The organism is Herbaspirillum sp. 1173, assembly GCF_031455335.1.
Classification (GTDB): Bacteria; Pseudomonadota; Gammaproteobacteria; order Burkholderiales; family Burkholderiaceae_D; genus Herbaspirillum; species Herbaspirillum huttiense.
Genome location: NZ_JAVDSP010000001.1, coordinates 292776 through 317616 on the forward strand (window position 1 = coordinate 292776; position 24841 = coordinate 317616).

Below are 24841 nucleotides of genomic sequence, written 5' to 3' on the forward strand. Positions count from 1 at the left end.
CGCCACGATAAAAATATGGCTGTTCAGGATAAAAGCGTTCCATTCCCACTCGTGTTTTTGCAGCCCGTTGCGGACGTCCACCACGTCTGGACCGCGCTGTCCTTGCATATTTCACCTGCGGTCGAAGACGACAACGCCTTGCTGTCTCGCTTGTTCAATGAATTTGATCTGCACGACGCACTGGGCGGACTGAGCTGCATCATCCCGGTGCGTGATCCTGCGGTCTTCGCGCCGGAATTCCGGCAAGAAATCCCGCAAGGGCAGCTCGCATTGCGCGTGCCGGTAGAGCATTGCGTGGACCCGGGCAAGATCGATGCGCTGGACTGGCTCTACAGCCGCGGCTTCGCCATCATCGCCGATGGCTTGCCGGCGCAGGGCGCGAGCGTTTTCCCCTTCGTTGAATCGATGGCGCTGGACGCCGGGGTGGGGCACCTGCCTGAAACCGGGCAATGGCTGCACCGCCTGCGTGGCCCGCACCTGGCCGAGAACGTGGGCGATGCCGTTCAGTTTGATGCCTGCCGGGTGGAAGGTTTCCGCTGGTTCTCTGGCGACTATGCCTTGCATCCCGACAGCCGCCTGTCGCAAAAGAATTCCATTTCCCGTGCGCGCCTGCTGAAATTGCTGGAGCTGGTGGCACGCGACGCCGATGCCAATGAACTGGAATCCCTGCTGAAGCAGGACCCGGCCTTGTCCTATCAGCTCTTCAAGCTGGTCAGCTCGGCCGCCTTCGGTTTCTCGGCCCATATCACCAATTTCACCCAGGCCATCAACCTGCTGGGCCGCCGCCAGCTGCAGCGCTGGCTGCAGTTGCTGCTGTATGCACGCTTCCCCGGCGACGAGTCCGCCAATCCGCTGCTGCCGCGTGCCGCGGCGCGCGCGGCGATGATGGAATCGATGGCGCAGAAGGTGGACTGCACCCAGGAAGAACTGGACCGCGCCTTCATCACCGGCATGTTCTCGCTGCTGGATATTTTGCTGGGCATGCCGCTCAACGACATCATCGAGCCGCTCAAGCTGCCGGTGGATATCGTCAATGCGCTGGTGTACCGTACCGGCCGGCTGGGCAAACTGCTGAACGTGGTCGAGCGCTCCGAAGATGGCCGCATTCCGCTGCGTCATGTCGACCTTGATGCAGCCGGTCTCGATGCCGAGGTGTATTGCCGTTGTCTGATCCAGGCCTTCAATTGGGCCACGCGCGTCAGCACTGAGGCGTGATGACAATGATTTCCTCCGTGGGCACTGACGATCTGGCATGCTGTTCGGCACTGCTGGACGCCATGCAGAACCTGCAAGGCATGGCCTTGCATGCGGCACTCGGAGGGATTGCATCCGGTTTCCTCAAGCGTCCCGATGGCCGCTATGTGGTCAGCCCGCCGCCGGAGTCGGCCAGCGGGCTGTGCCAGGTGGTGGAGCATGAGGGCGCGCGCTTCGGCCACTTCGTCTTTCCGGCGCTGACCCGCCCCTATACCGAACTGGAACGCACGCGTCTGGCGATGCTGGCGGCTTTCCTCGGCCGCCTGATGCAGCGCCGCGCCGAGACCGACAAGCGCGCCCGTTCGCTGGACCAGATCGAAGCCAAGCTGGAGCAGCAGGCGCAGATCCTCAATCAGATGCACGAGTCGGTCATCACCATGGACCCGGCCGGTTTCATCACCAGCTGGAACCGTGGGGCCGAGCAACTGTTCGGCTACAGCGCGCTGGAAGCCATCGGCCGCAACGTGCTGTTCCTCTACGAGAACGAAGAGGAAGAGGATTCGCTGCACGACTTGTTCCTGGAGCAGGGTGGCCGCGAGATGGAGGTGCGTCGCCGCAAGAAGTCCGGCGAGGTGTTCTGGGCCAGTCTGTCGCTGTCCGTGATGCGTGACCAGCACGGCCATCCGATTGGCCTGATCGGCTATCTCAACGACATCACCGAACGCAAGAACGCCGAAAAGCTGATCCATCATCTGGCCTACTACGATGCCCTGACCGGACTGCCCAACCGCACCTTGCTCACCCGCACCGTGGATCAGGCGCTGACCGAAGCCCGGCATGAGAACATGCACGGCTGCGTGATGTTCATCGACCTGAATCGCTTCAAGCCCATCAACGACACGCTGGGCCACGTGGCCGGCGACATGCTGCTGGTGGAAGTGGCGATCCGCCTGCGCCGCGCCTTGCGCGAGCAGGATGTGGTGGCACGCCTGGGGGCGGATGAATTCGCGGTAGCGCTGTTCGACATCGACAAGGATTACCATCCCGGCTTCGTCGCACAGAAGCTGCTGGCCGTGTTTGATGATCCGTTCTTCATCGACGGCCATGAGCTGCGCGTGGGGGCCAGCATTGGCGTGAGCATGTATCCGGAAGACGCGACCGATACCGAAACCCTGCTGCGCCTGGCTGACATCGCCATGTACCGGGCCAAGCAGGGTGGCGACAACAACGAAAACGGCTACGTCTATTACAGTGAAGAGATGAATCGCAACACGCTGGATCTGTTGCGCATCGAAACCGGTTTGCTGCACGCCTTCGAATACAACGAATTGCTGCTGTACTACCAGCCCAAGGTGGATATGAACACCTTGGCGATCACCGGTGGCGAGGCCCTGGTGCGCTGGCAGCATCCGGAGCGCGGATTGCTTTTGCCGGGTGAGTTCATCCCGATTGCTGAAGAAACAGGCTTGATCGTGCAGTTGAGCGATTGGGTGCTGGACGCAGTATGCCGCCAGGCGCGCTCGTGGAGGGATGCCGGCCTGGCTCCGATCCGCATCGCCCTGAACGTGACGGCGCGCGAATTCACCCGTTCGCTGCCGGACCGCGTGCGTGCGGCGCTGAACCGCCATTCGCTCAGTGGCGACTGGCTGGAGCTGGAAATCACCGAGAGCATGCTGATGCACAGCACCGATCGGGTCATTTCCATCATGGAAAAGATCTGCAGCCTGGGCATCACGATTTCACTGGATGACTTCGGGACTGGCTATTCCAGCCTCTCGTACCTGAAGCGCTTCCCCATCAATACGCTCAAGATCGACCGGTCCTTTACCATGGGCATTCCGGACGATACCAATGACTGCGCCATCGCCAGCGCCATCATCGGCATCGCCAAGCAATTGCGCCACAAGGTCATCGCCGAAGGGGTGGAGACGCAGAAACAATTGAACTTCCTGCGCGAAGCCGGTTGCAATGAATTGCAGGGCTATATCTTCTCGCGCCCGATTCCGGCGGTGGATTTCCACGCCATGCTGCTGGAGGGGCGCAAGCTCAACTTTGTGCCGGAAACGTCGGCTTCCGCTGAAGACCTTCCCGACCAATAAGGCTGGCCGCCGGTGCGTGGTGTTGCGCTGCCCGGCAACTGGCTGCTTCTCTTCCAGATTTCCCTGTTGTCCTGCGCCGCATGCGGTCCTATGCTGAAGGCCGTGTTGCGAGAGATTTAATCCCTTCGGGCATTCTCTCGAAGTTTTTCGGTCTGATGGGAGAATATTGTCCAGATATCATCAGCGATTTTTCTGGTTTTCGGCCTGCTGCCGTGTCAGTGCCTATTCTTCACCTTTCAACCAACGAAGGAGAACGATCATGAAACGACGTATTGCACAGCTGGCCTTGCTGGCCGGCGCATCAGCGGCTTCGGCTGCCATGGCTGCCGAAGCGCCGCTCAAGGTGGCGCTGAACCTGGTCAACGCGCAAGGGGTGGCGTCTCCGGCGGGCGAGGTGACCATCAGCGAGACGCCTTATGGGCTGCTGTTCCAGCCGGCCTTGTCGGGCTTGCCGGCGGGTGTGCATGGCTTCCATGTGCACCAGAATGCCTCCTGCGCGCCGCTGGAGAAGGATGGAAAGATGGAGCCGGCGCTGGCCGCCGGTGGGCATTGGGATCCGCAAAAGACCGGCAAGCATGAAGGTCCCTATGGCGAAGGCCATCTGGGTGACTTGCCGGCCTTGTATGTGACGGCCGATGGCAAGGCCGAGAATCCGGTCCTGGCCCCGCGCCTGAAGACGCTGGCCGAAGTGCGCGGACATGCGCTGATGGTGCATGTGGGCGGGGATAATCACTCGGATCATCCGGCTCCGCTGGGTGGCGGGGGTGTGCGACTGGCGTGCGGGGTGATTCAGTAAGCGTTCGTCCTGACATTCCATCAGGATGTGGATCAGGAAGTGCGTTCCAGCGGGCGCACTTCCTGTTCGATCCGCGCGCCGTGGTCACGCTGCTTGACCTTCAGATGGAGGGGTATTTGCCGGTTCAGTCAGGACCCAATCAGCAGCGAGAATTAAAGTTGCCCTGAACGAGTCGGTGCAAGCGGGGATTTTTCGAGTAAGAGATAAAGCCGGAAGGGAAAATGAAAAACGGGTCCATCAGGACCCGTTTTTCATTTGAAGCTTTGGCGGAGACGGAGGGATTCGAACCCTCGATACAGGTTTAAGCCCGTATGCTTCCTTAGCAGGGAAGTGCCTTCGACCACTCGGCCACGTCTCCACACTGAAGGCTGTTATCGCATTGCTGCGTTGCCTCAGCGAAGACCGAGATAATATCTTCTCATTTGCATCCGGTCAACAGTGGTCTTGCAAAAAATCACTGTTTTTTCAGCGGTGCGGTCTTCGCTTTGCGCGGTGCGTGATTTACTTGGCGCTGTCCAGGTCAAAGGCCTTGTGCAGGGCGCGCACGGCCAGTTCCATGTACTTCTCGTCGATCAGCACCGAGATCTTGATTTCCGAGGTGGAGATCATCTGGATGTTCACGCCTTCTTCCGACAGCGTGCGGAACATCTGCGAAGCGATGCCGACGTGGCTGCGCATGCCCACGCCGACCACCGAGACCTTGGAGACCTTGGTGTCGCCATTGATGGCGGCTGCGCCGATGTGTGCCTTGACGCTGCTGTTGAGCACTTCCACAGCCTTGGCGTATTCGGCGCGCGGCACGGTGAAGGTGAAGTCGGTCTTGCCTTCCACCGACTGGTTCTGGATGATCATGTCCACTTCGATGTTGGCGTCGGCCACCGGGCCCAGGATCTGGTAGGCGATGCCCGGACGGTCGGGGACGCCCAGCACGGTAATCTTGGCTTCGTCGCGGCTGAAGGCGATGCCGGTGATGGTTGCTTGTTCCATGTTCTTGTCTTCCTCAAACGAAATCAGGGTGCCGGAGGCGGCTTCTTCGGCCAGCGGCGTGAGCGGGTCGGTCAGCGACGACAGCACGCGGGTCGGCATCTTGTAGTTGCCGGCGAATTCCACGGAGCGGATCTGCAGGACCTTGGAACCCAGGGACGCCATTTCCAGCATCTCCTCGAAGGTCACGGTCTTCAGGCGCCGGGCATCGCTCACCACGCGCGGGTCGGTGGTGTAGACACCATCCACGTCGGTGTAGATCAGGCATTCCGCCGCCTTGATGGCAGCGGCCACGGCCACGGCCGAGGTGTCCGAGCCGCCACGGCCCAGGGTGGTGATGTTGCCGTCGGCGTCCACGCCCTGGAAACCGGTGATCATGACGATCTTGCCAGCGTTCAGATCCTTGCGGACCTTGGCGTCATCGATGGAGCGGATGCGCGCCTTGGTGAAGGCCGAGTCGGTCTTGATGGGGACTTGCCAGCCGGCGTAGGAGACGGCTTGCTTGCCCAGTGCCTGCAGGGCGATGGCCAGCAGTGCCACCGAGACCTGTTCGCCGGTCGAGGCCAGCATGTCCAGTTCGCGGCCGTCGGGCTGGGCCATGATTTCCTTGGCCATGCCCAGCAGGCGGTTGGTTTCACCAGACATCGCCGAAGGCACGACAACGATCTGATGGCCGGCGTCGTGCCATTTGGCAACGCGCTTTGCGACATTCTGGATGCGCTCGATTGAGCCCATCGAGGTGCCGCCGTATTTGTGAACGTATAAAGCCATAGGGGATAAAAAAAGGTGGCCCGACTTTGACAAGAAAACCCTGAGCCAGGCGGGAAGGAACAAACCCTTGACTTTACATGCGGTGCGCCAAAATCTCAAGGAAAAGCTCGGTTTGACAAGGTTTTCCGGGGATTTTTGCATGTCGCATCGCAGCAAAAAAGCGCATTGAATGCATCAGTCATGCACGATCTGGCCGGCTCATGCGGTGAGAATGCACGTCGCTTGCGACCAGGGCGCGATCAGTGAAAAAAGAAGGGGAGCCAAACGTGGGGAGGAGGGAGGCTGGTGCACCAGCTGTCATGCGCCCGGCAAGACGTGGCGGCATGGCAGGTGGTGCTGCGGTACGGGGACTGCGGTACTGCGGGTAGTGCGTTGCTGCGGTATAGCTTCATCCTGGCACGGTGGTTCGGACGCAGGCGGTCGGCATTCGTTCGCGTTCATTCACGTTCAACGCGGGGCATGCGCCGGTGCGGAACACTGCCGTGGCGGAATCGGTCCATCCGGACATCGGATGCGGATCGGTTCCGATCAAGCGCCGCTATACAGGCTTTGTGCTGCGCTGTTGGCTTGTTGCACATGGTTGGCGACATCCTGGCGGCTCAGTTGCGAGGGGGCTTGGCGGATGATGGGATATTCATTGCGCGTGGCGATCTCGTGATTGGCTTGGGCGCGTTGCAGTTCGGCCTTGACGTCAGCACGGGTCTGGGTCGAGTGGAACGGGGTTTCCGGCGGATACGGAGCTTCAGCCATGGCGGCACCAGCAGCGGCGAGCAGGGAGGCGGCAACGATGATGTTCTTGATGTTCATGATAATGTCCTCTGTTTGGGTAAGTGGGGTTGCTCTTCTCCAGGGCCGGCGAGTCGCGGGAGTGATCCATGCTCTCCTTGTGGGGAAAGCCCACTCGTGGGCGACCTGGTGAAGCCGGTCGGCGCGATCTTGTTGCTTTGTTGCGTTGCGCTAACCGATGACTGAAGTGTAAATATTGCGAAGACAAAGAAAAATAGGTTTAATCGGAATTGACTATTTCTCTTTGTGGAACAATCAGGGACTTGAAAAATGGATCGTCTGCAATCAATGCGGGTGTTTGCAAAGGTGGTGGAGCAGGGCAGTTTCGTCCGTGCCGCCGAGTTGCTGGACATTTCCAATGCGGTGGCAACCCGTTTCATCGCCGATCTGGAGGCACACCTGGGGACCCGCCTGCTCAATCGCTCGACCCGCCGCCTCTCGCTTACGGAGGCCGGGCAGGCCTATCTGGAGCGGGTTCACATGATCCTGGCCGAGGTCGATGATGCCGAAGCGCTGGTATCCATGGAAACCAAACGTCCGGCCGGGACGCTGGCGATTTATTCCAATGCCGGTTTCGGCCAGTCGCAACTGGGCGAGATGCTGGCTGCCTATGCCGGGATCTATCCTGACGTGGGGCTGGACGTCTATCTTTCCGACCGCTCCATCGACCTGGTGGAGGAAGGCATCGATATCGGATTCTTCAGCAGCATGCAAAAGTTTGATGCCAGCATGATCGTGCGACAGCTGGGTGTAGCCAAGGTGATCCTTTGTGCTTCACCTGCCTACCTGGAGCGCGCCGGAGCGCCCGCACAGCCCGAAGACCTGTCGCGCCACAGCTGCCTGAACTTCTCGCATGAATATTTGCGCCATCACTGGCATGTCAATACTGAGGCCGGCGTGATGGATGTGCCCATCGTCAGCAAGGTGGTCTCCAACAGCGGCGTGCTTTTGCGTGACCTGGCACTGGCTGGCATGGGTATCGTGCTGCGGCCCTCCTACTCGCTGGGCGATGACCTGCGTTGCGGCAAGCTGGTACAGGTGCTGCCCGGCTTTGACATGGGGCAGGTGGTGATTTCGATGGTGTATCCGAGCCGCCGGCTGCTGTCGGCCAAGGTGCGCAGCTTTGCCGATTTCATCAGTGCGCGCTTCCCGCACCCGGAAACCGATCCCTGGCTGACCTGAAGTACGCAACCAGAAGCGACGCGCGTTGAGGGAAACTTCAGCCGATCACATCAGCCAGCTTGTCCAGCAGGCTGCAATCTTCCTGCCAGGTGCGGCGCTCGGCGGAACTGGCGGCTTCACGTTGCAGATCGGCGTCGCTCTTGTCGACCTGGGCCAGCAGGATGCGCTCGGCCAGGCGGGTGTCCGGTTCCATGGGGCCGAAGAAGGCGACCGTGGCACCGCGCTCGATCAGGAGGGTAGGGAAGTTGTCGATGTCGAGATCGCCGACCAGGTCGGCCTGGTCCTCGATATCGATCCACACGAAGTGATGCTGCGGATAGCGGGCCGCCCAGGCCTGGAAGGCGGCTTCATATTCACGGCAGCTGCCGCACCAGTTCGCGCACAGGCAGGCCACGACCCAGGTGTCGTTGCGAAGCGCCTCGGCGAGCGGGCGGCGGTTGGTTTGGTCTAATTTCTGGTAGGACATGGCGCGCTTATTTTACCCCCTTCGGCGCGAAGGGTTTTGCGCTGCCGCACAAAGGCTCACGTTAGATGCGAACGCTCCGAACAATTGCGCGCCGCACGGTAAAATAGCGGGATGTCCACGATTCTTGCCATTGAAACCTCCACCGAGCTGGCCTCGGCGGCCTTGCTCTACCAGGGCGAACTGATTGCGCGCCAGTCCGCTGGTACCCAGACGCACTCGGACGCCATCCTCCCCATGATCCAGCAATTGCTGGCCGATGCCGGCCTGGCGCTGTCGCAATGCGATGCGCTGGCCTTTGGCGTGGGCCCCGGCTCCTTCACCGGCGTGCGCACGGCGTGCGGCGTGGTGCAGGGGCTGGCCTTTGGCTGTGACCGTCCGGTGGTCCCCGTGGTGACTCTGGAAGCGGCGGCCCAAGCCTGCCGTGATGAAAATCCGCAGGCCAGCGATGTGCTGGCCGTCCTCGATGCCCGCATGGGTGAAGTCTATTGGGCGCGCTACCGTGCTCGTGCCGATGGCGGCTGGGAGACGCTGGCCGAACCGGCCCTGTCGTCTGCCGCTCAGGTACCGGTCGAAGGTCGCCCCCATGCCTGCGGCAATGGTTTGTCGGTGTATGCCGAGCATTTCAGCGCCAACTTCTGCACGGCGGCCTTCGCCAGTGTGCAGCCGCAGGCCATGCCGCACGCGCGCCAGGTGGCAACGCTGGGCCAGGTGCATTTCAGCGCCGGCCTGGCCTTGCCGGCGCAGCAGGCGCAGCCGCTCTATCTGCGCAACAAGGTGGCCCTGACCACGGCCGAGCGCGAAGTGCGCGATGCGGCCAAGGGTGTGGCATGAGCGAGCAACTGGCCGTGTCGCTGCCTGTCTCGCATCCGCGCTACGGGCGGCTGCAATTTGCGGCCATGGGTGCGAGCGATCTGGATGCGGTGGTCAGGATCGAAGAGGCCGTCTACTCCCATCCCTGGACGCGCGGCAATTTTCAGGATTCGCTCTACAGCGGCTACCAGGCGCAGACCCTGCGGGATGCCCACGGCGAATTGCTGGGCTACTTCCTGGTGATGCTGGCCGTGGATGAAGCCCATCTGCTCAATATCAGCGTGGCCGCCTTGCATCAGCACCAGGGCCTGGGCCGCAGGCTGCTGGACCAGGCGACCGGGCTGGCACGCCTGCACCACATGCGGACCATGTTGCTGGAAGTACGTGAGTCCAACGTGCATGCCGCCAAGGTCTATCGCCAGTACGGCTTTACTGAAATCGGGCGGCGCAAAAATTACTATCCCGCCGCCAACCAGACCCGAGAAGGGGCTATCGTCATGAGTCTGCCCTTATGAATGAAGAATTGAAACAAGATCCGGGCTTCGGCTCCTCCCTGGCCCTGCTGGATGCGCTGGGCATTGGCCCGGTCTGGGTGCGGCGTGAGCTGGCGGTGGAAGAGGTGCAGGCCGCGCAGGCGGAAGTACCTGCTCAGGAAACGGCCGCGCCCGCTGCCCCTGTCGACGCGCCCAAGGTCATCGCGCCTGAACCCGTCGTGGCTCAATCCAAGCCGCCCGTCGCTGCTCCTGTGGTGCAAGCGTCCACGCCTGCTGCTCCTGCTGCTCGTCCGGCTCCCGCCGCCCCCGCCCGTCCGCGTGCGCCGCTCGAGGAAGAGGGCGGCCCGCCTTCCTGGCTGGACGAGATGGACTTCGGTACTGCGCTGGAACCCATGCTGATCCCTGAGGGCGACGACGAGGAAGACGTCCCTGCCGTCGACCCCATGATTGCCCGCATCAAGGCCATGGACTGGCCGCAGCTCAAGCAGCAGGTTGCTGAGTGCCGCCGCTGCGGACTGTGCGAAGGCCGCAAGAATACCGTCTTCGGCGTAGGCGATGAAAAGGCCAAGTGGCTCTTCATCGGCGAAGGCCCGGGCCGCAACGAGGATCAGCAGGGCGCACCCTTCGTCGGCCCTGCCGGCAAGCTGCTGGACAACATGCTGCTCTCCATGGGCGTCAAGCGCGGTGAGAATGCCTACATCGCCAACATCGTCAAATGCCGTCCCACCGACGACAACGGCCGCGACCGTCCGCCCTCGCCGCAGGAAGTGGCCGCCTGCCTGCCCTATCTGCAGCGCCAGATCGAACTGATCCAGCCGACCGTGCTGGTAGCACTGGGCAAGACGGCGGCGATTTCGCTGCTGGGCATGGATCCGGCCACGCCGGTTTCGCGTCTGCGCGGCACGGTGCATCGCTATCATGACCTGCCGCTGGTGGTGACCTACCACCCGGCCTATCTGCTGCGCACGCTCACCGACAAGAGCAAGGCCTGGGCCGACCTGTGCCTGGCCATGAGCACTTACGCTGCGCAAGCCCGCTGAAGCGATGGCCGGCATGGACCTGAGCTCGCATCAGGCGCGTTTCCACCAGCGCTGGCCCGATCTGCGGGATCCGCACGTGCGCGCACTGGCCTGGCTGTTGTATGCGCCCGATCTGCTGGCACCGGAGGCCGTCTGCTGGGAGGGCCGGGTCGCCACGCTGGGCCAGCTGTCACCCGAGGTGGCCGGCTGGCTGCACGACCTGCAATACGATCCGGCCATGAATGCCGCCTTGCACGCCCACCTGGCGCAACAGCCCTCAGGACGCCTGGGCCGGTACGCCGAAAAGCTGCTCGGTTTCTATCTGCGCCAGCAGGACTGCCTGGTCGCCGCCAATTTGCAGGTCCGCAATCAGGGTCCGACGCGAGAAACATTGGGCGAATTCGATTTCCTGATCCGTTCCCCTGAGGCGGAAAGCGATGCCGGCGTCGTGCATTGGGAGTTCGCCACCAAGTTCTATCTCTTGCAGGCGCGGGAGCTGGCCGCCACGGCGCAGGCGGATACCTTCGTCGGTCCCAACCTGGCCGATTCGCTGGGCCGCAAGATGCGCAAGATCATGCGGCAGCAACTGAAGCTTTCCGAACATCCGGCGGCCCAGGCGGTACTGCCGGCTCCTGTCGTAGCGGCGCGCGCCCTCGTCAAGGGATGGCTGTTCTACCCGCTGGATGCGGCGCTGAGCTTGCCGCCCACCATGGGCATTGCTGCCGATCATTGCCGGGGATTCTGGTGTGATGCGGCCTCGCTGCCGCGTATTGAAGAAGAGACGATGTGCTATGCCGTCCTGCCGCGCCTGTCCTGGCTGGCACCGGCGCGCCTTCCAGCCGGGCAGGGCATGACCCTGGCACAGCTGCGGAGCACCTTGGAAGACATGTTCAGTGCCGACGACAGTCCGGTCATGGTGGCGCAATGCCGCCTGCAGGAGGGCACCGAACCGGAATGGCTGGAAGTGATGCGCGGCTTCGTCGTGCCGCCGCAGTGGGAAGCGCGTGCCGCCGCAACGGTGCAGCACGCCATCGTGCCGGTCTGAACCGCCGGTCCAGACCTTCAATCCATCGTGAAATCAGTGGTGGGGATGCTTGTCCTCGCCGATCAGCGCCAGCGAGTCATGCTCGCGCTGGTTGGCGGCATGGCGGCGCATGATGAGATACATGATGCCGGCCACGAAGGAGCCGAAGATGATGATGACGGTATTCACATCCAGGTTCATGCGCACCATGAAGGCATACAGCACCAGCATGGTCAGCACCGAGAGGTTCTCGTTGAAGTTCTGGACGGCAATCGAATGGCCTGCGCTCATGAGCACGTGGCCACGATGCTGCAGCAGGGCGTTCATCGGCACCACGAAGTAGCCCGACAGCGCGCCCACGATCACCAGAAGCGGGTAGGCCACCCACACCGAGGTGGTGGTGGTCATCAGCATCACCACGAGGCCCATGATGATGCCCAGCGGCATGACGGTCAGCGATTTTTTCAGCGGCACGAAGCGGGCGGCGGCCACTGCACCCAGGGCAACACCCACGGCGACGATACCCTGCAGGATGGCGGCCTTGTCCAGCGGCATGTGCAGCGACTTTTCCGCCCATTTCAGGACGATGAACTGCAATGTCGCCCCCGCGCCCCAGAAGAGCGTGGTCACGGCCAGCGAAATCTGGCCGAGCTTGTCCTTCCACAGGGTGGTGAAGCAGCCGGCGAAATCGACGATGAGACGGATGGGATTGCGTTCCTGGTGCTCGTAGCGGGCACCGGTATCAGGAATGTAGAAGTTGAAGAGGGCGGCGACGATGTAGATGCAGGAGATGATGCACAGGGCCGCTTCGGTGGGGGTGTCAATGGGCAGGTCGACCATCGGGAAGTCGAAGCTGAGGATCACCGCTGAAATCTTGGGATTGACCAGTGCCCCGCCGAGGACCGTGCCCATGATGATGGAGCCCACCGTCAGCCCCTCGATCCAGCCGTTGGCCGCGACCAGTTTTTCCGGCGGCAGCAGTTCGGTGAGGATCCCGTACTTGGCCGGTGAATAGGCCGCCGCGCCGAATCCGACCACGGCATACGCCAGCAGCGGATGCACGGTAAAGAACATGAGGGAACAACCGACGATCTTGATCATGTTGGTGATCAACATGACCTTGCCCTTGGGGAAGGCGTCGGCGAAGGCGCCCACGAACGCCGCCAGCAGCACATAGGAAAGCACGAAAAACAGCTTCAGCAGCGGGGTCATCCACGCTGGCGAATGCATTTCGGCAAGTAGGGCGATGGCGGCGATCAGCAGCGCGTTATCGGCGAGCGACGAAAAGAACTGCGCCGCCATGATGGTATAGAAACCGCGATTCATCCCTGTCCAAGATGTATAACAAATGATGTCCGGGTAGCTTTATACCATGAAACCATGCACGCTCCGTCATAAGTCAAACCATAAAGATGTTCGTCCGGTAAAATGCCCGCTTGTTCCCCGCTGGACAAAAACTTCCGGGCGAACCGCGACAGGCAGGCCCATGGCGGCCTTGCCGCTCGCCGTGCGCATTGCCAGCCGAGATCGGCCGTTCGCCTACCCGCGAACGCCCTCTGTGAGCCATCTGCCCTCGTTACTGCCACTGGATATCATGCCAAGACCGATCGTCGCTTCCATCAGCATTTCTGCACTTCAACACAATCTTGCCGTCGCCCGCGCCCATGCGCCCAACGCCCGCGTCTGGGGCGTGCTCAAGGCCAATGGCTACGGTCACGGGCTGGAACGCGCCATGCGCGGTTTCGCCGATGCCGACGGCCTGGCGCTGGTCGAACCGGATTATGCCGTTCGCCTGCGCGAGCTGGGCTGGACCAAGCCCATCCTGTTGCTGGAAGGGTTCTTCGATGCCGAGGACCTGCCGGTGCTGGCCCGCCACGACATCCAGTTCGCCGTGCATTGCGATGAGCAGATCGCGCTTTTGGAACAATTCGTCACCGAAGCCGCCTTCCATGTGCACCTGAAGATGAACAGCGGCATGAACCGCCTGGGTTTCAAGCCCGAGGCCTTTCACGCCGCCCATGCGCGCGTGAGCAAGATCGCCAGCGTGCGCAGCATCACCATGATGACCCACTTCGCCAATGCCGACGATGCGCTCAACCCGTCTTTGCCGCTCTCCGAGCAGGTACGCCGCTTCCAGGCCGGCACCGAAGGGCTGCCGGGTCCGCGCAGCCTTTGCAATTCCGCTGCCGACCTGATGCATGGCGAGCTGGCCCATGACTGGGTACGCCCCGGCATCATGCTGTACGGCGGTACCCCGGGCGGTGGCAGTGCCGCCGACTTCGGACTGCGCGCGGCGATGACGCTGGAAAGCCAGATCATCGGCGTGCAGGACATCCCCCCGGGCGAAGCCATAGGCTACGGCAGCCGCTTCGTGGCGGACAAGCCGATGCGTATCGGCGTGGTCGCCTGCGGCTATGCCGACGGCTATCCGCGCCATGCACCGACCGGCACGCCCGTGCTGGTCGACGGTATCAAGACCGGCACCGTCGGGCGGGTCTCGATGGACATGCTGTGCGTGGACCTGACCGAACTTCCCGGCGCCAGCGTGGGCAGTCGCGTCGAGCTGTGGGGCCAGCAATTGCCCATCGATGAGGTCGCATTTGCGGCGGGTACGATCGGATATGAACTGATGTGCGCACTGGCCCCACGGGTGGCGGTACGTGAAGTGGACTGAACGAAAAAAGATGAACTTCCTGGCAGATTTCCGGGAAGGCTCAGCAGGCATACCCAAGTAGAGCAGAAAGCAGCAAGGCGACGATGGCGAAGGTCAAGACCAATTACACCTGCACCGAATGCGGCGGGGTCAGCAACAAATGGGCCGGCCAGTGTCCGGCCTGCGGCCAGTGGAATACCCTGGTTGAGACGCTGGTGGAGAGCGGTGGCGGGAATCGCTATTCGTCGACGCCGCAAAGCCTGGCGCAGACCGCACCGGTACTGAGCCTGGCCGATATCGAAGCGATCGACGTGCCGCGCTTTGGCACTGGGATCGAGGAATTCGACCGTGTGCTGGGCGGTGGCCTGGTGCCGGGCGGAGTGGCGCTGATCGGCGGCGATCCCGGCATCGGCAAGTCGACCTTGCTGCTGCAGGCGCTGGCCAATATCTCCCGGCTCAAGAAGGTACTCTATGTGAGCGGCGAAGAGTCCGGTTCGCAGATCGCCTTGCGCGCCAAGCGCCTGGCGGTGGATGCCCGTGAACTGCAATTGCAGGCCGAGATCCAGCTGGAAAAGATCCTCGCCACGCTGGCCGAGCACAAGCCCGAAGTGGCCGTGATCGACTCCATCCAGACCATTTATTCCGATGCACTGACCTCGGCTCCCGGCTCGGTGGCGCAGGTGCGCGAATGCGCGGCGCAACTGACGCGGGTGGCCAAGACTTCCGGCATCACCATCATCATGGTCGGCCATGTCACCAAGGAAGGCGCGCTGGCCGGTCCGCGCGTGCTGGAGCACATCGTCGATACGGTGCTGTACTTCGAAGGCGATACGCATTCCAGCTTCCGCCTGGTGCGCGCCTTCAAGAACCGCTTCGGAGCCGTGAATGAACTGGGCGTGTTTGCGATGACCGAGAAGGGCTTGAAAGGGGTCTCCAACCCTTCGGCGCTGTTCCTTTCGCAGCACGAAAACCAGGTCCCCGGCTCCTGCGTCATGGTGACTCAGGAAGGCACGCGTCCGCTGCTGGTGGAAATCCAGGCCCTGGTGGACAGCTCGCACGTTCCCAACGCGCGCCGCCTGTCGGTCGGCCTGGAGCAGAACCGCCTGGCCATGCTGCTGGCGGTGCTGCACCGGCATGCGGGCGTGGCGGCCTTTGATCAGGATGTCTTCATCAATGCGGTCGGCGGGGTGAAGATTACCGAACCGGCGGCCGACCTGGCGGTGCTGCTGGCGATCAATTCCTCCATGCGCAACAAGCCCTTGCCGCGCGGATTGGTGGTGTTCGGTGAAGTGGGCCTGGCTGGGGAGATCCGCCCAGCGCCACGCGGCCAGGAGCGGCTGCGCGAGGCCGCCAAGCTGGGCTTCTCGATTGCGGTCATCCCCAAGGCCAATGCACCCAAGCAGGCTATTGAGGGATTGAAGGTGATTCCGGTGGAGCGCATCGACGATGCTCTGCAGAAGGCGCGCGAGATCGACGATTACGCTGCCTGAACCGGATCACTGAATCAGCCTGGCGCGTCGAAAGTGACGATGACCTGGTTCATTTCGCCCTTGATGGGCGGTTCACCTGTGCGGGCCGTTCCGCGCACGCTGTAGTGCAGCTGGAAAGGCTGGCCGGCGTCGCGGCCATTGAAGAATTCGGTACTGCCGGCATTGGCCTGGCTTACGTCCCAGCATACCCCGGCATGCTTCCAGCACAGTTTGGCCTCGAAACCGGGCGGCTTGCTGGCCAGCGTATAGCGCCAGCTGACCTTGCGGATGATTGCGCCGGCCGGTATCTGTCCCACCACCTTGAATTGCGTGATGTAGTCGGCGTTGCGGGCGCGGATGTCCGGGCCTGGCTCGTCGGAAGCATAAGCCCCTGCCGGACCGCCCTGTGGCGGGGCAATGCTGAGCGGTGAGGGACCGTTTGGAATGACCGGCGAAATGATCACGATGGGACGCTTGCTGCCCTCACTGCCGGCAGCGGGCATGCTCAGGTTGCGATCCGCATAGGTCTGGGCCATGGCCAGGACGGGCAGGGCGGCTGCCAGCAGGCAGGGCAGGTGCCGCCAGTGGAGGGACCGCTCAGGCATGGCGGCGATGGCCCTTCAAGGGCAGGGAAATCTGGATCAGCAGGCCGCCGTGGGTGTCTTCATGTCCCTTCAACAGCAGCTTGCCATTGTGCTTGAGCACGATGCGGTTGACGATCGCCAGTCCCAGGCCGGAACCATTGGCCTGGCCGCGTGCGGTATCGAGCCGGGTGAAGGGGCGCAGCAGGCGTTCGCACTCGCTCTCGGGCACGCCCGAGCCATGGTCGAACACTTCCACCACCACCTGATGTCCTTCGATGCGGCTGCGCAGATGAATTTCTGCGCAGTCGGTGCCGGGGGTCTTGCCGTAGCGGCGCGCATTTTCGATCAGGTTGCTGAAGACACGCGCCAGCTCGGTGCCATTGCCGGCGACTTCGGTGGCGGGCGCGATCTCGGTAGTGAGCTTCACGTCCGACAGGCGCGCAGACTTGGCGGCCACGTCTTCCAGCACGCCGGCCAGGTCGATGGTTTCCAGACTGTTGGCATCGAATGGCTTCGCGTAGTCGAGGAACTGGCCGATGATGCTGTCCATCTGTGCCAGGTCCGAATGCATGCCGTCGCGCGATTCATCGGACAGGTTGGCCATCTCCACTTCCAGTTGCATGCGTGCCAGGGGCGTGCGCAGGTCGTGCGAGATGCCGGCCAGGATGAGGGCGCGATCCGATTCGATGCGATTGAGGTCGGCCACCATCTGGTTAAAGCTGCGGTTGGCTTCCTCGATCTCGGTCGGGCCGGATTCCGGCAGCGGCTCGGGCTGGCGGCCCTTGGCAATGGCGCGAGCGGCCGCCGTCAGCCGCGCCAGCGGCTGGTTGATGAGGGTGGAGATGAAGACCGCACCGATCAGCGACAGGAACAGCGCGATCGAGCCCCAGCCCAGCCATTGCAGGCCGGACGTGCGGTCCAGCCTTCCGCGGTCGAGCATCAGCCAGTACTGGTCATCGTCGATATTGAAACTGATCCAGAAGCCTTCCACTTCATTCACGCTGGAGGCGAAGATGGTGTTCTCATCCAGCGACTGGCGCACGTAGTACTCCAGTTCCGGGATGATGGGCGAGTCCTCGGGCGGGACGATGCGGTCGCTCTTTTCCAGCGGATAGATGCGGATACCTTCATTGCTGGCCAGGTCGAACAGCAGTTCCCGGCGCATCTCGGGGGCCGAGTGCGTCAGTGCCGCACGGGTGATGGTGACCACCGAGACGATCTGCGCGGCCAGCTGTTCCGCACGCGGTCCGCGTTCGACCATGCGAAAGCTGGCCACCCAGGCCACCATGCTGGCGGTGATCAGGAAGGTCAGGAGGAAGAAGGTGCGCCAGAACAGGCCGTTGCTGAACCATCCGGATTGAGGGCGGGTTTTCATCGGCAAACGGCCTGCAGGTCAGGGGTGAAGCGGGAGATCAGCGCGGTTTCCCTTCCGGGATGAAGACATAGCCCAGGCCCCACACGGTCTGGATGTACAGCGGATTGGCCGGATCGGGTTCGATCAGCTTGCGCAGGCGCGAGATCTGCACGTCCAGGCTGCGGTCAAAAACTTCATATTCGCGGCCGCGCGCCATTTCCATCAGCTTTTCACGCGACAGCGGCTGGCGGGCGTTGCGTGCAAATACCTTCAGTACCGAGAATTCGCCGGTGGTCAGGGAAATGGTTTCGCCGTTCTTCTTCAGGGTACGGGTACCCAGGTCGAGGATGAAGTCGCCGAATTCGAAGGTTTCCGGGGTTTCCGAAGGCGCACCCGGCAGTTCATCCGGACCCTTGCGGCGCAGCACCGCATTGATGCGCGCCACCAGTTCGCGCGGGTTGAAGGGCTTGGGCAGGTAGTCGTCCGCGCCCATTTCCAGACCGATGATGCGGTCCACGTCCTCGCCCTTGGCGGTGAGCATGATGATGGGTGTCTGGTCGCCGGCACCACGCAGGCGGCGGCAGATGGCCAGGCCATCTTCGCCGGGCAGCATCAGGTCCAGCACCAGCAGGTCGTAGCGTTCGCGGATCCAGAGCTTGTTCATGGCCTGGGCGTTTTCCGCCGTGACCACGTTGAAACCCTGCTCGGTCAGATAGCGGCGCAGCAGGTCGCGCAAGCGGATGTCGTCATCCACCACCAACACTTTGAATTGATTGGCGGATGTTGTCGTATTAGTATTGCCGTTGGTCGTATTCATGTTGCCTATGGTAGCGTCTTGGCGATTTTGAGCAAGTCGGGGCTGTTGATCCATTACAAACTGTTACATACCTTACCTTAATCATCTTATACCATCGCGGCCTGCGGCCTAAACTGGAATCACGTCGGGAAAGCAACGTCGATACCGCTTTCTCTTCCCTGATTCTCTGTCTCCGGAAAAAATCGCATTATGAAGATTGCAGTCGTCAACAAGCTATGTCTTGCAGCGATGCTGGCGCTCGGTGTGGGAGCGGCCGCGCTGGCTGGCCCTCCGCAGGGCGGCCGGCCGATGCCGGGGCAGCCGGGCGACTTCAGGCAGCATGCCGGTGACTTCAACCCGCAAGATCACCGCAACCAGATCGCCAGCGACCAGGACCAGCGCCGCAACGGCAAGCTCAGTGCCGATGAACGCCGCGAACTGCGCCGCCAGATCAATGAAGTCGGCCAGGATATCTACCGCGTCAAGCGTTGAGTTCCGCGCGGATGAAAAGATTCCCGCCCCGGTCAACAAAAAGCTGACGAAAAAGCCCGAGTGCATCGCATTCGGGCTTTTTTCCTTGGGGCGGGCGATCAGTGCTGGTGCGCCTTGCCCAGCCGCTTCTCCAGCCGGTGCTGCAAGGCTTCGAAGCACAGGCTCAGGATCCAGTAAATGGCTGCCGCCGCCAGATACAGCGGGAGCGGGCGGAAGGTCACCGCAATGACTTCCTTGGTCGCCAGCATCAATTCGGTCACCGTGATGACTGATACCAGCGAGGTATCCTTGATCAGGCTGATCAGGGTATTGCTCATCGAGGGCACTGCTATGCGCACTGCCTGCGGCACGATGATGTAGCGCAGCGTCTGGAAATACGTCAGTCCCACGCTGTAAGATGCATTCCACTGCCCATGCGTCACGCCCAGGATGGCGCCGCGCAAGCTTTCCGAGAGGTAAGCGCCGGCATTGAGGCTCAGGGTCAGTACACCCGCTGTCAGCGGCGAGAATTCGATCCCGATCCCAGGCAAGCCGTAATAGACCACGAAGATCTGCACCAGCAGCGGCGTGCCACGCATCATGCTGACGTACACGGCAGCCGGCCAGTGGATGGGCCGCCAGGGAACGATGCGTGCCACCGCCAGCACGAAGCCCAGCACCAGGCCGCCGACCATCGAGGCCAGCGCGAAGAGCAGGGTGTAGCCCACGCCCTTGGCCAGGGTCGGGGCGGCTTGCTGCAGCAGTTCGAGGATTTCCATAAGCATTCGAATAAAAAAATTATCCCCGCGATGCGGGGATAAGTCGGTCCGCCCGGAACGTGCCGGGCGGCAGGGAGCACCAGTTCAGGCGCGCCTTATTGTGCTTTCGGCGGCTGGCTCACGTCAATGCCGAACCACTTCTCGGAAGCGGCCTTGAAGCTGCCGTCCGCCTTGATGTCGGCCAAGGCCTTGTTCAGTGCAGCCTTGAACTCCGGATTGCCCTTGCGGAAGGGAATGCCGATCTTGTCGACGGTGCCGATCGGGCTGCCAGCCTTCAGCGGCAGGTTGGTCGACTTCAGGATGTAGCCGACCAGCAGGCTGTCGTTCAGGGCAGCATCGATGCGACCGGCGGCCAGGTCAGCCAGATACTCGGGCGAACCCGGATAGGTGCGCACGTCGATACCGGCCACGGCCTTGGCCTTCTGTTCGAAGTTGGTGCCCTGACCCAGGCCCAGCTTCTTGCCCTTCAGGTCGTCCAGGCTCTTGAATTCGCGCTTTTCATCCTTGCGCACGATCAGCTGGGCGCTGGAGAGGGTGTACGGATCGGAGAAGTCGAAAGCCTTCTGGCGCTCGTCGGTGATGCCGACCTGGTTGATGATGACGTCGTACTTGCCTGCGCCCAGACCGGCCAGGATGCCGCTCCATTCGGTGGTCGTGAAGACCGGCTTGACGCCCAGCTTGGCCGCCAGCAGTTTGGCCACGTCGACTTCAAAACCGGTCAGTTCTCCGGTCTTGGCATCCTTGAAGTTGAACGGCGGGTAGTTGCCTTCCAGCGCCACCTTCAGCGTGCCGCTGCTCTTGACCGATTCCAGCAGGTCGGCCGCCGATACGCTCAGGCTGGACGCCAGCAGGGTTGCGCCGACACCGGCCAGCAGCCATTGCTTGATATTCTTCTTCATATGTTCATGTCCTTATAAAAACTTTCGCCACAAAAACTGCGGCCAGGGCGCAATGATGCCCTCGTTTTGCCGAACTGCAAGGGCTGGCTTAATACTTTGATGTAGAAAGCTTATGCCCGACGCGGTTCCGCAGCTCAGGCCTGCAATTGCTCCAGCGCCTCCTGCTGTTCCAGCCATTCATTTTCAAGCTGGTCCAGCTCCTTGCTGCAATAGGCCTGGTCGGTGATGAGCGTCTTGAGTTCTTCCTTGTTGGCGGCGTCGTAGATATCCGGGCTGGCCAGGCGCGCATCGATCTCTCCCTTGCGCGCATTGAGCTTGGCGATCTGTTCGTCGAGGCGCTTGATGCGGGCCTCAATCGGTTTTTTGAGGGCCGACATCTTCTGGCGCTGCTCGGCCTCCAGACGCTTCTGTTCCTTGCGGTCCACCAGCGAGGCCGGAGCCTCGGCCACCGGCTGGCTGGCCGTGGGCAGCGGCGCGGCAGCCGCCGCATCGTTGCGGGCGGCCAGCTTGGTCTTGAAGAGCCAGTCCTTGTAGTCGTCGAGGTCGCCATCGAAGGGTTGCAGCTTGCCTTCGGCCACGATCAGGAACTGGTCGGTCGTGGCGCGCAGCAGGTGGCGATCGTGGGAGACCAGCACCAGCGTGCCTTCGAACTGTGCCAGCGCCATGGTGAGCGCTTCGCGGGTTTCCAGATCCAGGTGGTTGGTCGGTTCATCCAGCAGCAGCAGGTTGGGGCGCTGCCAGACAATCAGGGCCAGCGCCAGGCGCGCCTTTTCGCCGCCCGAGAAGGGGGCGATCGAGGAGGTCGCCATGGTGCCGTTGAAATTGAAGCTGCCCAGGAAGTTGCGCAATTCCTGCTCCCGCACATCCGGGGCCAGACGCGTCAGGTGCCACAAGGGCGATTCGTCATGGCGCAGCATCTCGACCTGATGCTGGGCAAAGTAGCCGATCACCAGTCCCTTGCCCAGGCGGGCGGTTCCTGACAGCGGATCGATCTCGCCGGCCACGGTCTTGATGAGCGTGGACTTGCCCGCGCCGTTGACGCCCAGCAGACCAATGCGCTGCCCACTCTGCAGCGAGAAATCGATGCCATGCACGATGATCTTGTCTTCATCGGACGCGCCATTCTTGCCCTCGATGTGATAACCCGCGTTGACCTTTTCCATCACCAGCAGCGGATTCGGTGCCGACAGGGGCTCACGGAATTCGAAGGAGAATTCGGCGGCCGCCCGCAGCGGTGCCAGCTCTTCCATCTTCGACAGGGCTTTCATGCGGCTCTGCGCCTGTCTGGCCTTGGTGGCCTTGGCCTTGAAGCGGTCGATGAAGGATTGCAGGTGCGCGCGCTGGCGCTGCTGCTTCTCGATCATGCCCGCCATCAGTTCCAGCTGGGCCGAGCGCTGGCGCTCGAAGCTGCTGTAGTTGCCGGAATAGCGCTTCAGTTTTCGATCATCGATATGAACGATCACGTTCACCACGCCATCCAGGAAATCGCGGTCGTGGGAAATGATGAGCAGGGTGCCCGCGTAGCGCTTCAACCAGTCTTCCAGCCAGATGATGGCATCCAGGTCCAGGTGGTTGGTCGGTTCGTCCAGCAGCAGCAGGTCGGACGGGCACATCAGTGCCTGCGCCAGGTTCAGGCGCATGCGCCAGCCGCCGGAGAAGCTGGCCACGGGCCGCGCCATCTGCTCCAGCGAAAAGCCCAGACCCAGCAGCAATTGCTCGGCGCGCGAGCGCACGGTGTAGGCATCGGCATCGGCCAACGCGGTATGCAGCTCGGCGATATGGTTGCCGTCGTGTTTGTCGTCCGGCTGCGCTTCGGCGCGGGCCAGATCGGCTTCCAGCTGACGCAGGTGAGCGTCGCCATCGATGGCGTACTCGATGGCGGGACGATCCAGCGCCGGCGTTTCCTGCGCGACGTAGGCCATGCGCCAGCGCGCCGGGAAATCGACATTGCCCTGGTCGGCATGCAGCTCGCCGCGCAGCATGGCGAACAGGCTGGACTTGCCGGCGCCATTGGCACCGATCAGGCCGATCTTGTCGCCCGGATTGAGCGTCAGGTCGACATTGTCCAGGAGCGGCTTGACGCCGCGCTGGAGGGAAACTTGCTGGAAACGGATCATCGGTGATTCACAATCGTTGGAGCGCGCTAACGCGGATGCTGACGCTCAGGGTCAGGCCAGTTGCAGTTGTTCGGCCGTGACCAGGAACACCATGTCGTCACCGGCACTGGTGGTCAGCCAGGTCAGTTCCAGTTCCGGGAAGGCCGCTTCGGCGAAGGCGCGCTCATTGCCGATCTCGACCACCAGCACGCCTTCGGGCGTGAGGCGCTCGGCGGCGCCGGCGACGATCTTGCGTACCAGGTCCATGCCATCCTCGCCACCGGCCAGGGCTAGTTGCGGTTCGCGCAGGTATTCCTGGGGCAGCTTGCTCATGGAACCGGAATTCACATAGGGCGGATTGCTGATGATCAAGTCATACTTGCGCAGCGGCAGTTGCGTGTACAGGTCGGACTCGACCAGCTTGATGCGCTCCTGCAACTGGTATTCGTCCACATTCTTGCGCGCCACGGCCAGCGCGTCGGCAGAGACGTCGACCGCATCGATCTGCGCGTTCGGGAAGGCATCAGCCAGCAGGATCGGCAGGCAACCGGAACCGGTACACAGGTCCAGCGCGTTGACGATGGCTTCCGGATCCTGGATCCAGGGCGAGAAATGCTGCGGAATCAGTTCGGCGATGAAGGAACGCGGCACGATCACGCGTTCATCCACGTAGAAGCGATATGCGCCCAGCCAGGCTTCATTGGTGATGTAGGCGGCCGGGACGCGGTCCTTGCTGCGGCGTTCGATCACGCGCATGACGGACGCGATTTCCTCGGGGAGCAGACGCGCATCCAGGAAGGGATCGAGCTGATCCAGCGGCAATTTGAGCGTATGCAGGATCAGGTAGGCTGCCTCGTCGAGCGCATTGCTGCTGCCGTGGCCGAAGAACAGTTGCTCGGTGTTGAAGCGGGTCACGGCGTAGCGCAGCAGGTCGCGCACGGTGGAGAAATTGTTGGGGGTCATGATGTTCTCGTCAATGCTTGGGCTTACGCCAGCAGGTTTTCCAGCGTCTTGCGGTAGATGTTCTTCAGGGGATCGATATAGCGCACTTCGATGTGCTCATCGATCTTGTGGATGCTGTCATTTGGCGGACCGAACTCGATCACCTGCGGGCAGATCTGGGCGATGAAGCGGCCGTCTGAGGTGCCACCGGTGGTCGACAGTTCGGTGTCCAGTCCGGTCTCGTCCTTGATCGCCTTGGACAGCGCATCCGACAGGTCGCCGCGCGGGGTCAGGAAGGGCAGGCCGCCAACGGTCCACTTCAGGTCGTATTCCAGGCCATGCTTGTCGAGGATGGCATGCACGCGCTGCTGCAAACCTTCCACGGTGCTGGCGGTGGAGAAGCGGAAGTTGAAGTCGATCACCACTTCGCCGGGAATCACGTTGGAGGCACCGGTGCCGCCATGGATATTGGAAATCTGCCAGGAAGTCGGCAGGTAGTATTCATTGCCCGCATCCCACTGCTCGGCCACCAGTTCGGCCAGTGCCGGCGCAGCCTGGTGGATGGGATTGCGCGCCAGTTGCGGATAGGCGATATGGCCCTGGATGCCCTTGACGGTCAGCTTGCCCGACATGGTGCCGCGGCGGCCGTTCTTGATCATGTCGCCCAGGGTCTTGGCCGAGGTCGGCTCGCCGACGATGCAGTAATCCAGCTGCTCGCCACGCGCCTTGAGGGCATTGCAGACCACCACGGTGCCATCGATGGCCGGGCCTTCTTCATCGCTGGTGATGAGGAAGCCGATCGAACCCTTGTGATCGGGATGGGCCGCCGTGAACTCTTCGCAAGCCACCACCATGGCGGCAATCGATGTCTTCATGTCGGACGCGCCACGGCCATAAAGGCGGCCATCGCGCAGGGTCGGCTGGAAGGGATGCGACTGCCACTTCTCCAGCGGGCCGGTGGGCACCACGTCGGTGTGGCCGGCAAAGACCACCAGCGGCTGCGCCGTTCCCTTGCGCGCCCACAGATTGGTGACGTCGCCGGACTGGATGGTCTCGCAGACGAAGCCCAGCGGCGCGAGCAATTCCGCCAGCCGCGCCTGGCAGCCTTTGTCTTCGGGGGTGACGGAAGAAAGGGACATCAATTCCTGGGTCAGGGCCAGCGTCTTGCTCATG

General features: G+C 62.2%; 23 protein-coding genes and 1 tRNA gene. 11 read left to right on the top strand and 13 right to left on the bottom strand.

The window, feature by feature from the left end; all coding sequences use genetic code 11:
* The first annotated feature begins 15 nt into the window (after positions 1-15).
* The 3 genes from J2X56_RS01415 to sodC all read left to right on the top strand — a co-directional run bounded on the left by J2X56_RS01415 (position 16) and on the right by sodC (position 4089).
* Complete coding sequence (locus tag J2X56_RS01415) at positions 16-1215, top strand: EAL and HDOD domain-containing protein (RefSeq protein WP_121039905.1); 1200 nt, start codon at positions 16-18, stop codon at positions 1213-1215.
* 5 nt (positions 1216-1220) lie between these two features.
* Entirely contained in the window at positions 1221-3293 is a 2073-nt protein-coding gene (locus J2X56_RS01420) for an EAL domain-containing protein (RefSeq protein WP_310159339.1), read from the top strand.
* Positions 3294-3552: 259 nt separating this feature from the next.
* Complete coding sequence (gene sodC, locus J2X56_RS01425; protein WP_134135274.1) at positions 3553-4089, top strand: superoxide dismutase family protein; 537 nt, start codon at positions 3553-3555, stop codon at positions 4087-4089.
* A 264-nt stretch (positions 4090-4353) separates the two neighbouring features.
* On the opposite strand, the gene J2X56_RS01430 is transcribed toward sodC, so the two are convergent.
* The 3 genes from J2X56_RS01430 to J2X56_RS01440 all read right to left on the bottom strand — a co-directional run bounded on the left by J2X56_RS01430 (position 4354) and on the right by J2X56_RS01440 (position 6651).
* A tRNA-Ser gene (locus J2X56_RS01430) sits at positions 4354-4447 on the bottom strand.
* A 143-nt stretch (positions 4448-4590) separates the two neighbouring features.
* The gene (locus tag J2X56_RS01435; protein WP_006462578.1) at positions 4591-5844 is read right to left on the bottom strand and encodes an aspartate kinase; all 1254 of its coding nucleotides are present in this window, start codon (positions 5842-5844) and stop codon (positions 4591-4593) included.
* Between the two features lie 528 nt (positions 5845-6372).
* Positions 6373-6651 (bottom strand): DUF4148 domain-containing protein, encoded by a 279-nt coding sequence (locus J2X56_RS01440; protein WP_310157601.1) that lies wholly within the window; start codon positions 6649-6651, stop codon positions 6373-6375.
* A 249-nt stretch (positions 6652-6900) separates the two neighbouring features.
* On the opposite strand from J2X56_RS01440, the gene J2X56_RS01445 reads away from it, so the two are divergent.
* Positions 6901-7812 (top strand): LysR family transcriptional regulator, encoded by a 912-nt coding sequence (locus J2X56_RS01445; RefSeq protein WP_039788330.1) that lies wholly within the window; start codon positions 6901-6903, stop codon positions 7810-7812.
* Between the two features lie 37 nt (positions 7813-7849).
* Here J2X56_RS01445 and J2X56_RS01450 read toward each other — a convergent pair whose 3' ends face one another.
* Positions 7850-8278: a thioredoxin family protein gene (locus J2X56_RS01450; protein ID WP_034329278.1), complete on the bottom strand. Its 429-nt coding sequence runs from the start codon at positions 8276-8278 to the stop codon at positions 7850-7852.
* A 111-nt stretch (positions 8279-8389) separates the two neighbouring features.
* On the opposite strand from J2X56_RS01450, the gene tsaB reads away from it, so the two are divergent.
* The 4 genes from tsaB to J2X56_RS01470 are packed head-to-tail and all read left to right on the top strand — an operon-like array spanning position 8390 to position 11646.
* On the top strand, positions 8390-9109 hold the full coding sequence (tsaB, locus tag J2X56_RS01455) for a tRNA (adenosine(37)-N6)-threonylcarbamoyltransferase complex dimerization subunit type 1 TsaB (protein WP_204725412.1): 720 nt from the start codon (positions 8390-8392) through the stop codon (positions 9107-9109).
* A complete protein-coding gene (gene rimI, locus J2X56_RS01460) occupies positions 9106-9603 on the top strand; it encodes a ribosomal protein S18-alanine N-acetyltransferase (protein ID WP_121039916.1) in 498 nt (165 codons plus the stop codon). Before tsaB ends, rimI begins: the two co-directional genes overlap by 4 nt.
* On the top strand, positions 9600-10622 hold the full coding sequence (locus J2X56_RS01465) for a uracil-DNA glycosylase (RefSeq protein ID WP_310157611.1): 1023 nt from the start codon (positions 9600-9602) through the stop codon (positions 10620-10622). The genes rimI and J2X56_RS01465 overlap by 4 nt, the downstream gene beginning before the upstream one ends.
* 13 nt (positions 10623-10635) lie before the next feature.
* Positions 10636-11646, top strand: a complete 1011-nt coding sequence (locus tag J2X56_RS01470; RefSeq protein WP_310157613.1) for a DUF1853 family protein — start codon at positions 10636-10638, stop codon at positions 11644-11646.
* 33 nt (positions 11647-11679) lie between these two features.
* Here J2X56_RS01470 and lplT read toward each other — a convergent pair whose 3' ends face one another.
* Entirely contained in the window at positions 11680-12951 is a 1272-nt protein-coding gene (lplT, locus tag J2X56_RS01475) for a lysophospholipid transporter LplT (protein ID WP_310157615.1), read from the bottom strand.
* Between the two features lie 268 nt (positions 12952-13219).
* Between lplT and alr the strand changes: the two genes are divergently transcribed.
* The gene (alr, locus tag J2X56_RS01480) at positions 13220-14299 is read left to right on the top strand and encodes an alanine racemase (protein WP_310157617.1); all 1080 of its coding nucleotides are present in this window, start codon (positions 13220-13222) and stop codon (positions 14297-14299) included.
* Between the two features lie 83 nt (positions 14300-14382).
* Complete coding sequence (radA, locus tag J2X56_RS01485; protein WP_034329257.1) at positions 14383-15768, top strand: DNA repair protein RadA; 1386 nt, start codon at positions 14383-14385, stop codon at positions 15766-15768.
* A 14-nt stretch (positions 15769-15782) separates the two neighbouring features.
* Here the strand turns inward: radA and J2X56_RS01490 are convergent, their stop codons facing one another.
* Genes J2X56_RS01490 through ompR form a run of 3 tightly spaced genes read right to left on the bottom strand, consistent with a single transcriptional unit; the run spans position 15783 to position 18502 of the window.
* Positions 15783-16352 (bottom strand): flagellar protein FlhE, encoded by a 570-nt coding sequence (locus J2X56_RS01490; RefSeq protein ID WP_310157620.1) that lies wholly within the window; start codon positions 16350-16352, stop codon positions 15783-15785.
* Positions 16345-17706 carry an ATP-binding protein gene (locus J2X56_RS01495; protein WP_310157623.1) on the bottom strand — a complete coding sequence of 454 codons (1362 nt, stop codon included), beginning with the start codon at positions 17704-17706 and terminating at the stop codon, positions 16345-16347. The genes J2X56_RS01490 and J2X56_RS01495 overlap by 8 nt, the downstream gene beginning before the upstream one ends.
* A gap of 37 nt (positions 17707-17743) precedes the next feature.
* A complete protein-coding gene (gene ompR, locus J2X56_RS01500; protein WP_039788315.1) occupies positions 17744-18502 on the bottom strand; it encodes a two-component system response regulator OmpR in 759 nt (252 codons plus the stop codon).
* A 189-nt stretch (positions 18503-18691) separates the two neighbouring features.
* On the opposite strand from ompR, the gene J2X56_RS01505 reads away from it, so the two are divergent.
* Entirely contained in the window at positions 18692-18973 is a 282-nt protein-coding gene (locus J2X56_RS01505) for a hypothetical protein (protein WP_039788314.1), read from the top strand.
* 98 nt (positions 18974-19071) lie between these two features.
* Here the strand turns inward: J2X56_RS01505 and J2X56_RS01510 are convergent, their stop codons facing one another.
* The 5 genes from J2X56_RS01510 to dapE form a co-directional block, all read right to left on the bottom strand.
* Positions 19072-19731, bottom strand: coding sequence for an amino acid ABC transporter permease (locus tag J2X56_RS01510; RefSeq protein WP_199900340.1), 660 nt, complete (start codon positions 19729-19731; stop codon positions 19072-19074).
* Between the two features lie 95 nt (positions 19732-19826).
* The gene (locus J2X56_RS01515) at positions 19827-20630 is read right to left on the bottom strand and encodes a cystine ABC transporter substrate-binding protein (protein ID WP_121039936.1); all 804 of its coding nucleotides are present in this window, start codon (positions 20628-20630) and stop codon (positions 19827-19829) included.
* A gap of 134 nt (positions 20631-20764) precedes the next feature.
* Positions 20765-22747, bottom strand: coding sequence for an ATP-binding cassette domain-containing protein (locus J2X56_RS01520; protein WP_310157634.1), 1983 nt, complete (start codon positions 22745-22747; stop codon positions 20765-20767).
* A 51-nt stretch (positions 22748-22798) separates the two neighbouring features.
* On the bottom strand, positions 22799-23689 hold the full coding sequence (gene prmB, locus J2X56_RS01525) for a 50S ribosomal protein L3 N(5)-glutamine methyltransferase (protein ID WP_310157637.1): 891 nt from the start codon (positions 23687-23689) through the stop codon (positions 22799-22801).
* Between the two features lie 23 nt (positions 23690-23712).
* Positions 23713-24840 carry a succinyl-diaminopimelate desuccinylase gene (dapE, locus tag J2X56_RS01530; protein WP_134135289.1) on the bottom strand — a complete coding sequence of 376 codons (1128 nt, stop codon included), beginning with the start codon at positions 24838-24840 and terminating at the stop codon, positions 23713-23715.
* Position 24841: the final 1 nt, after the last annotated feature.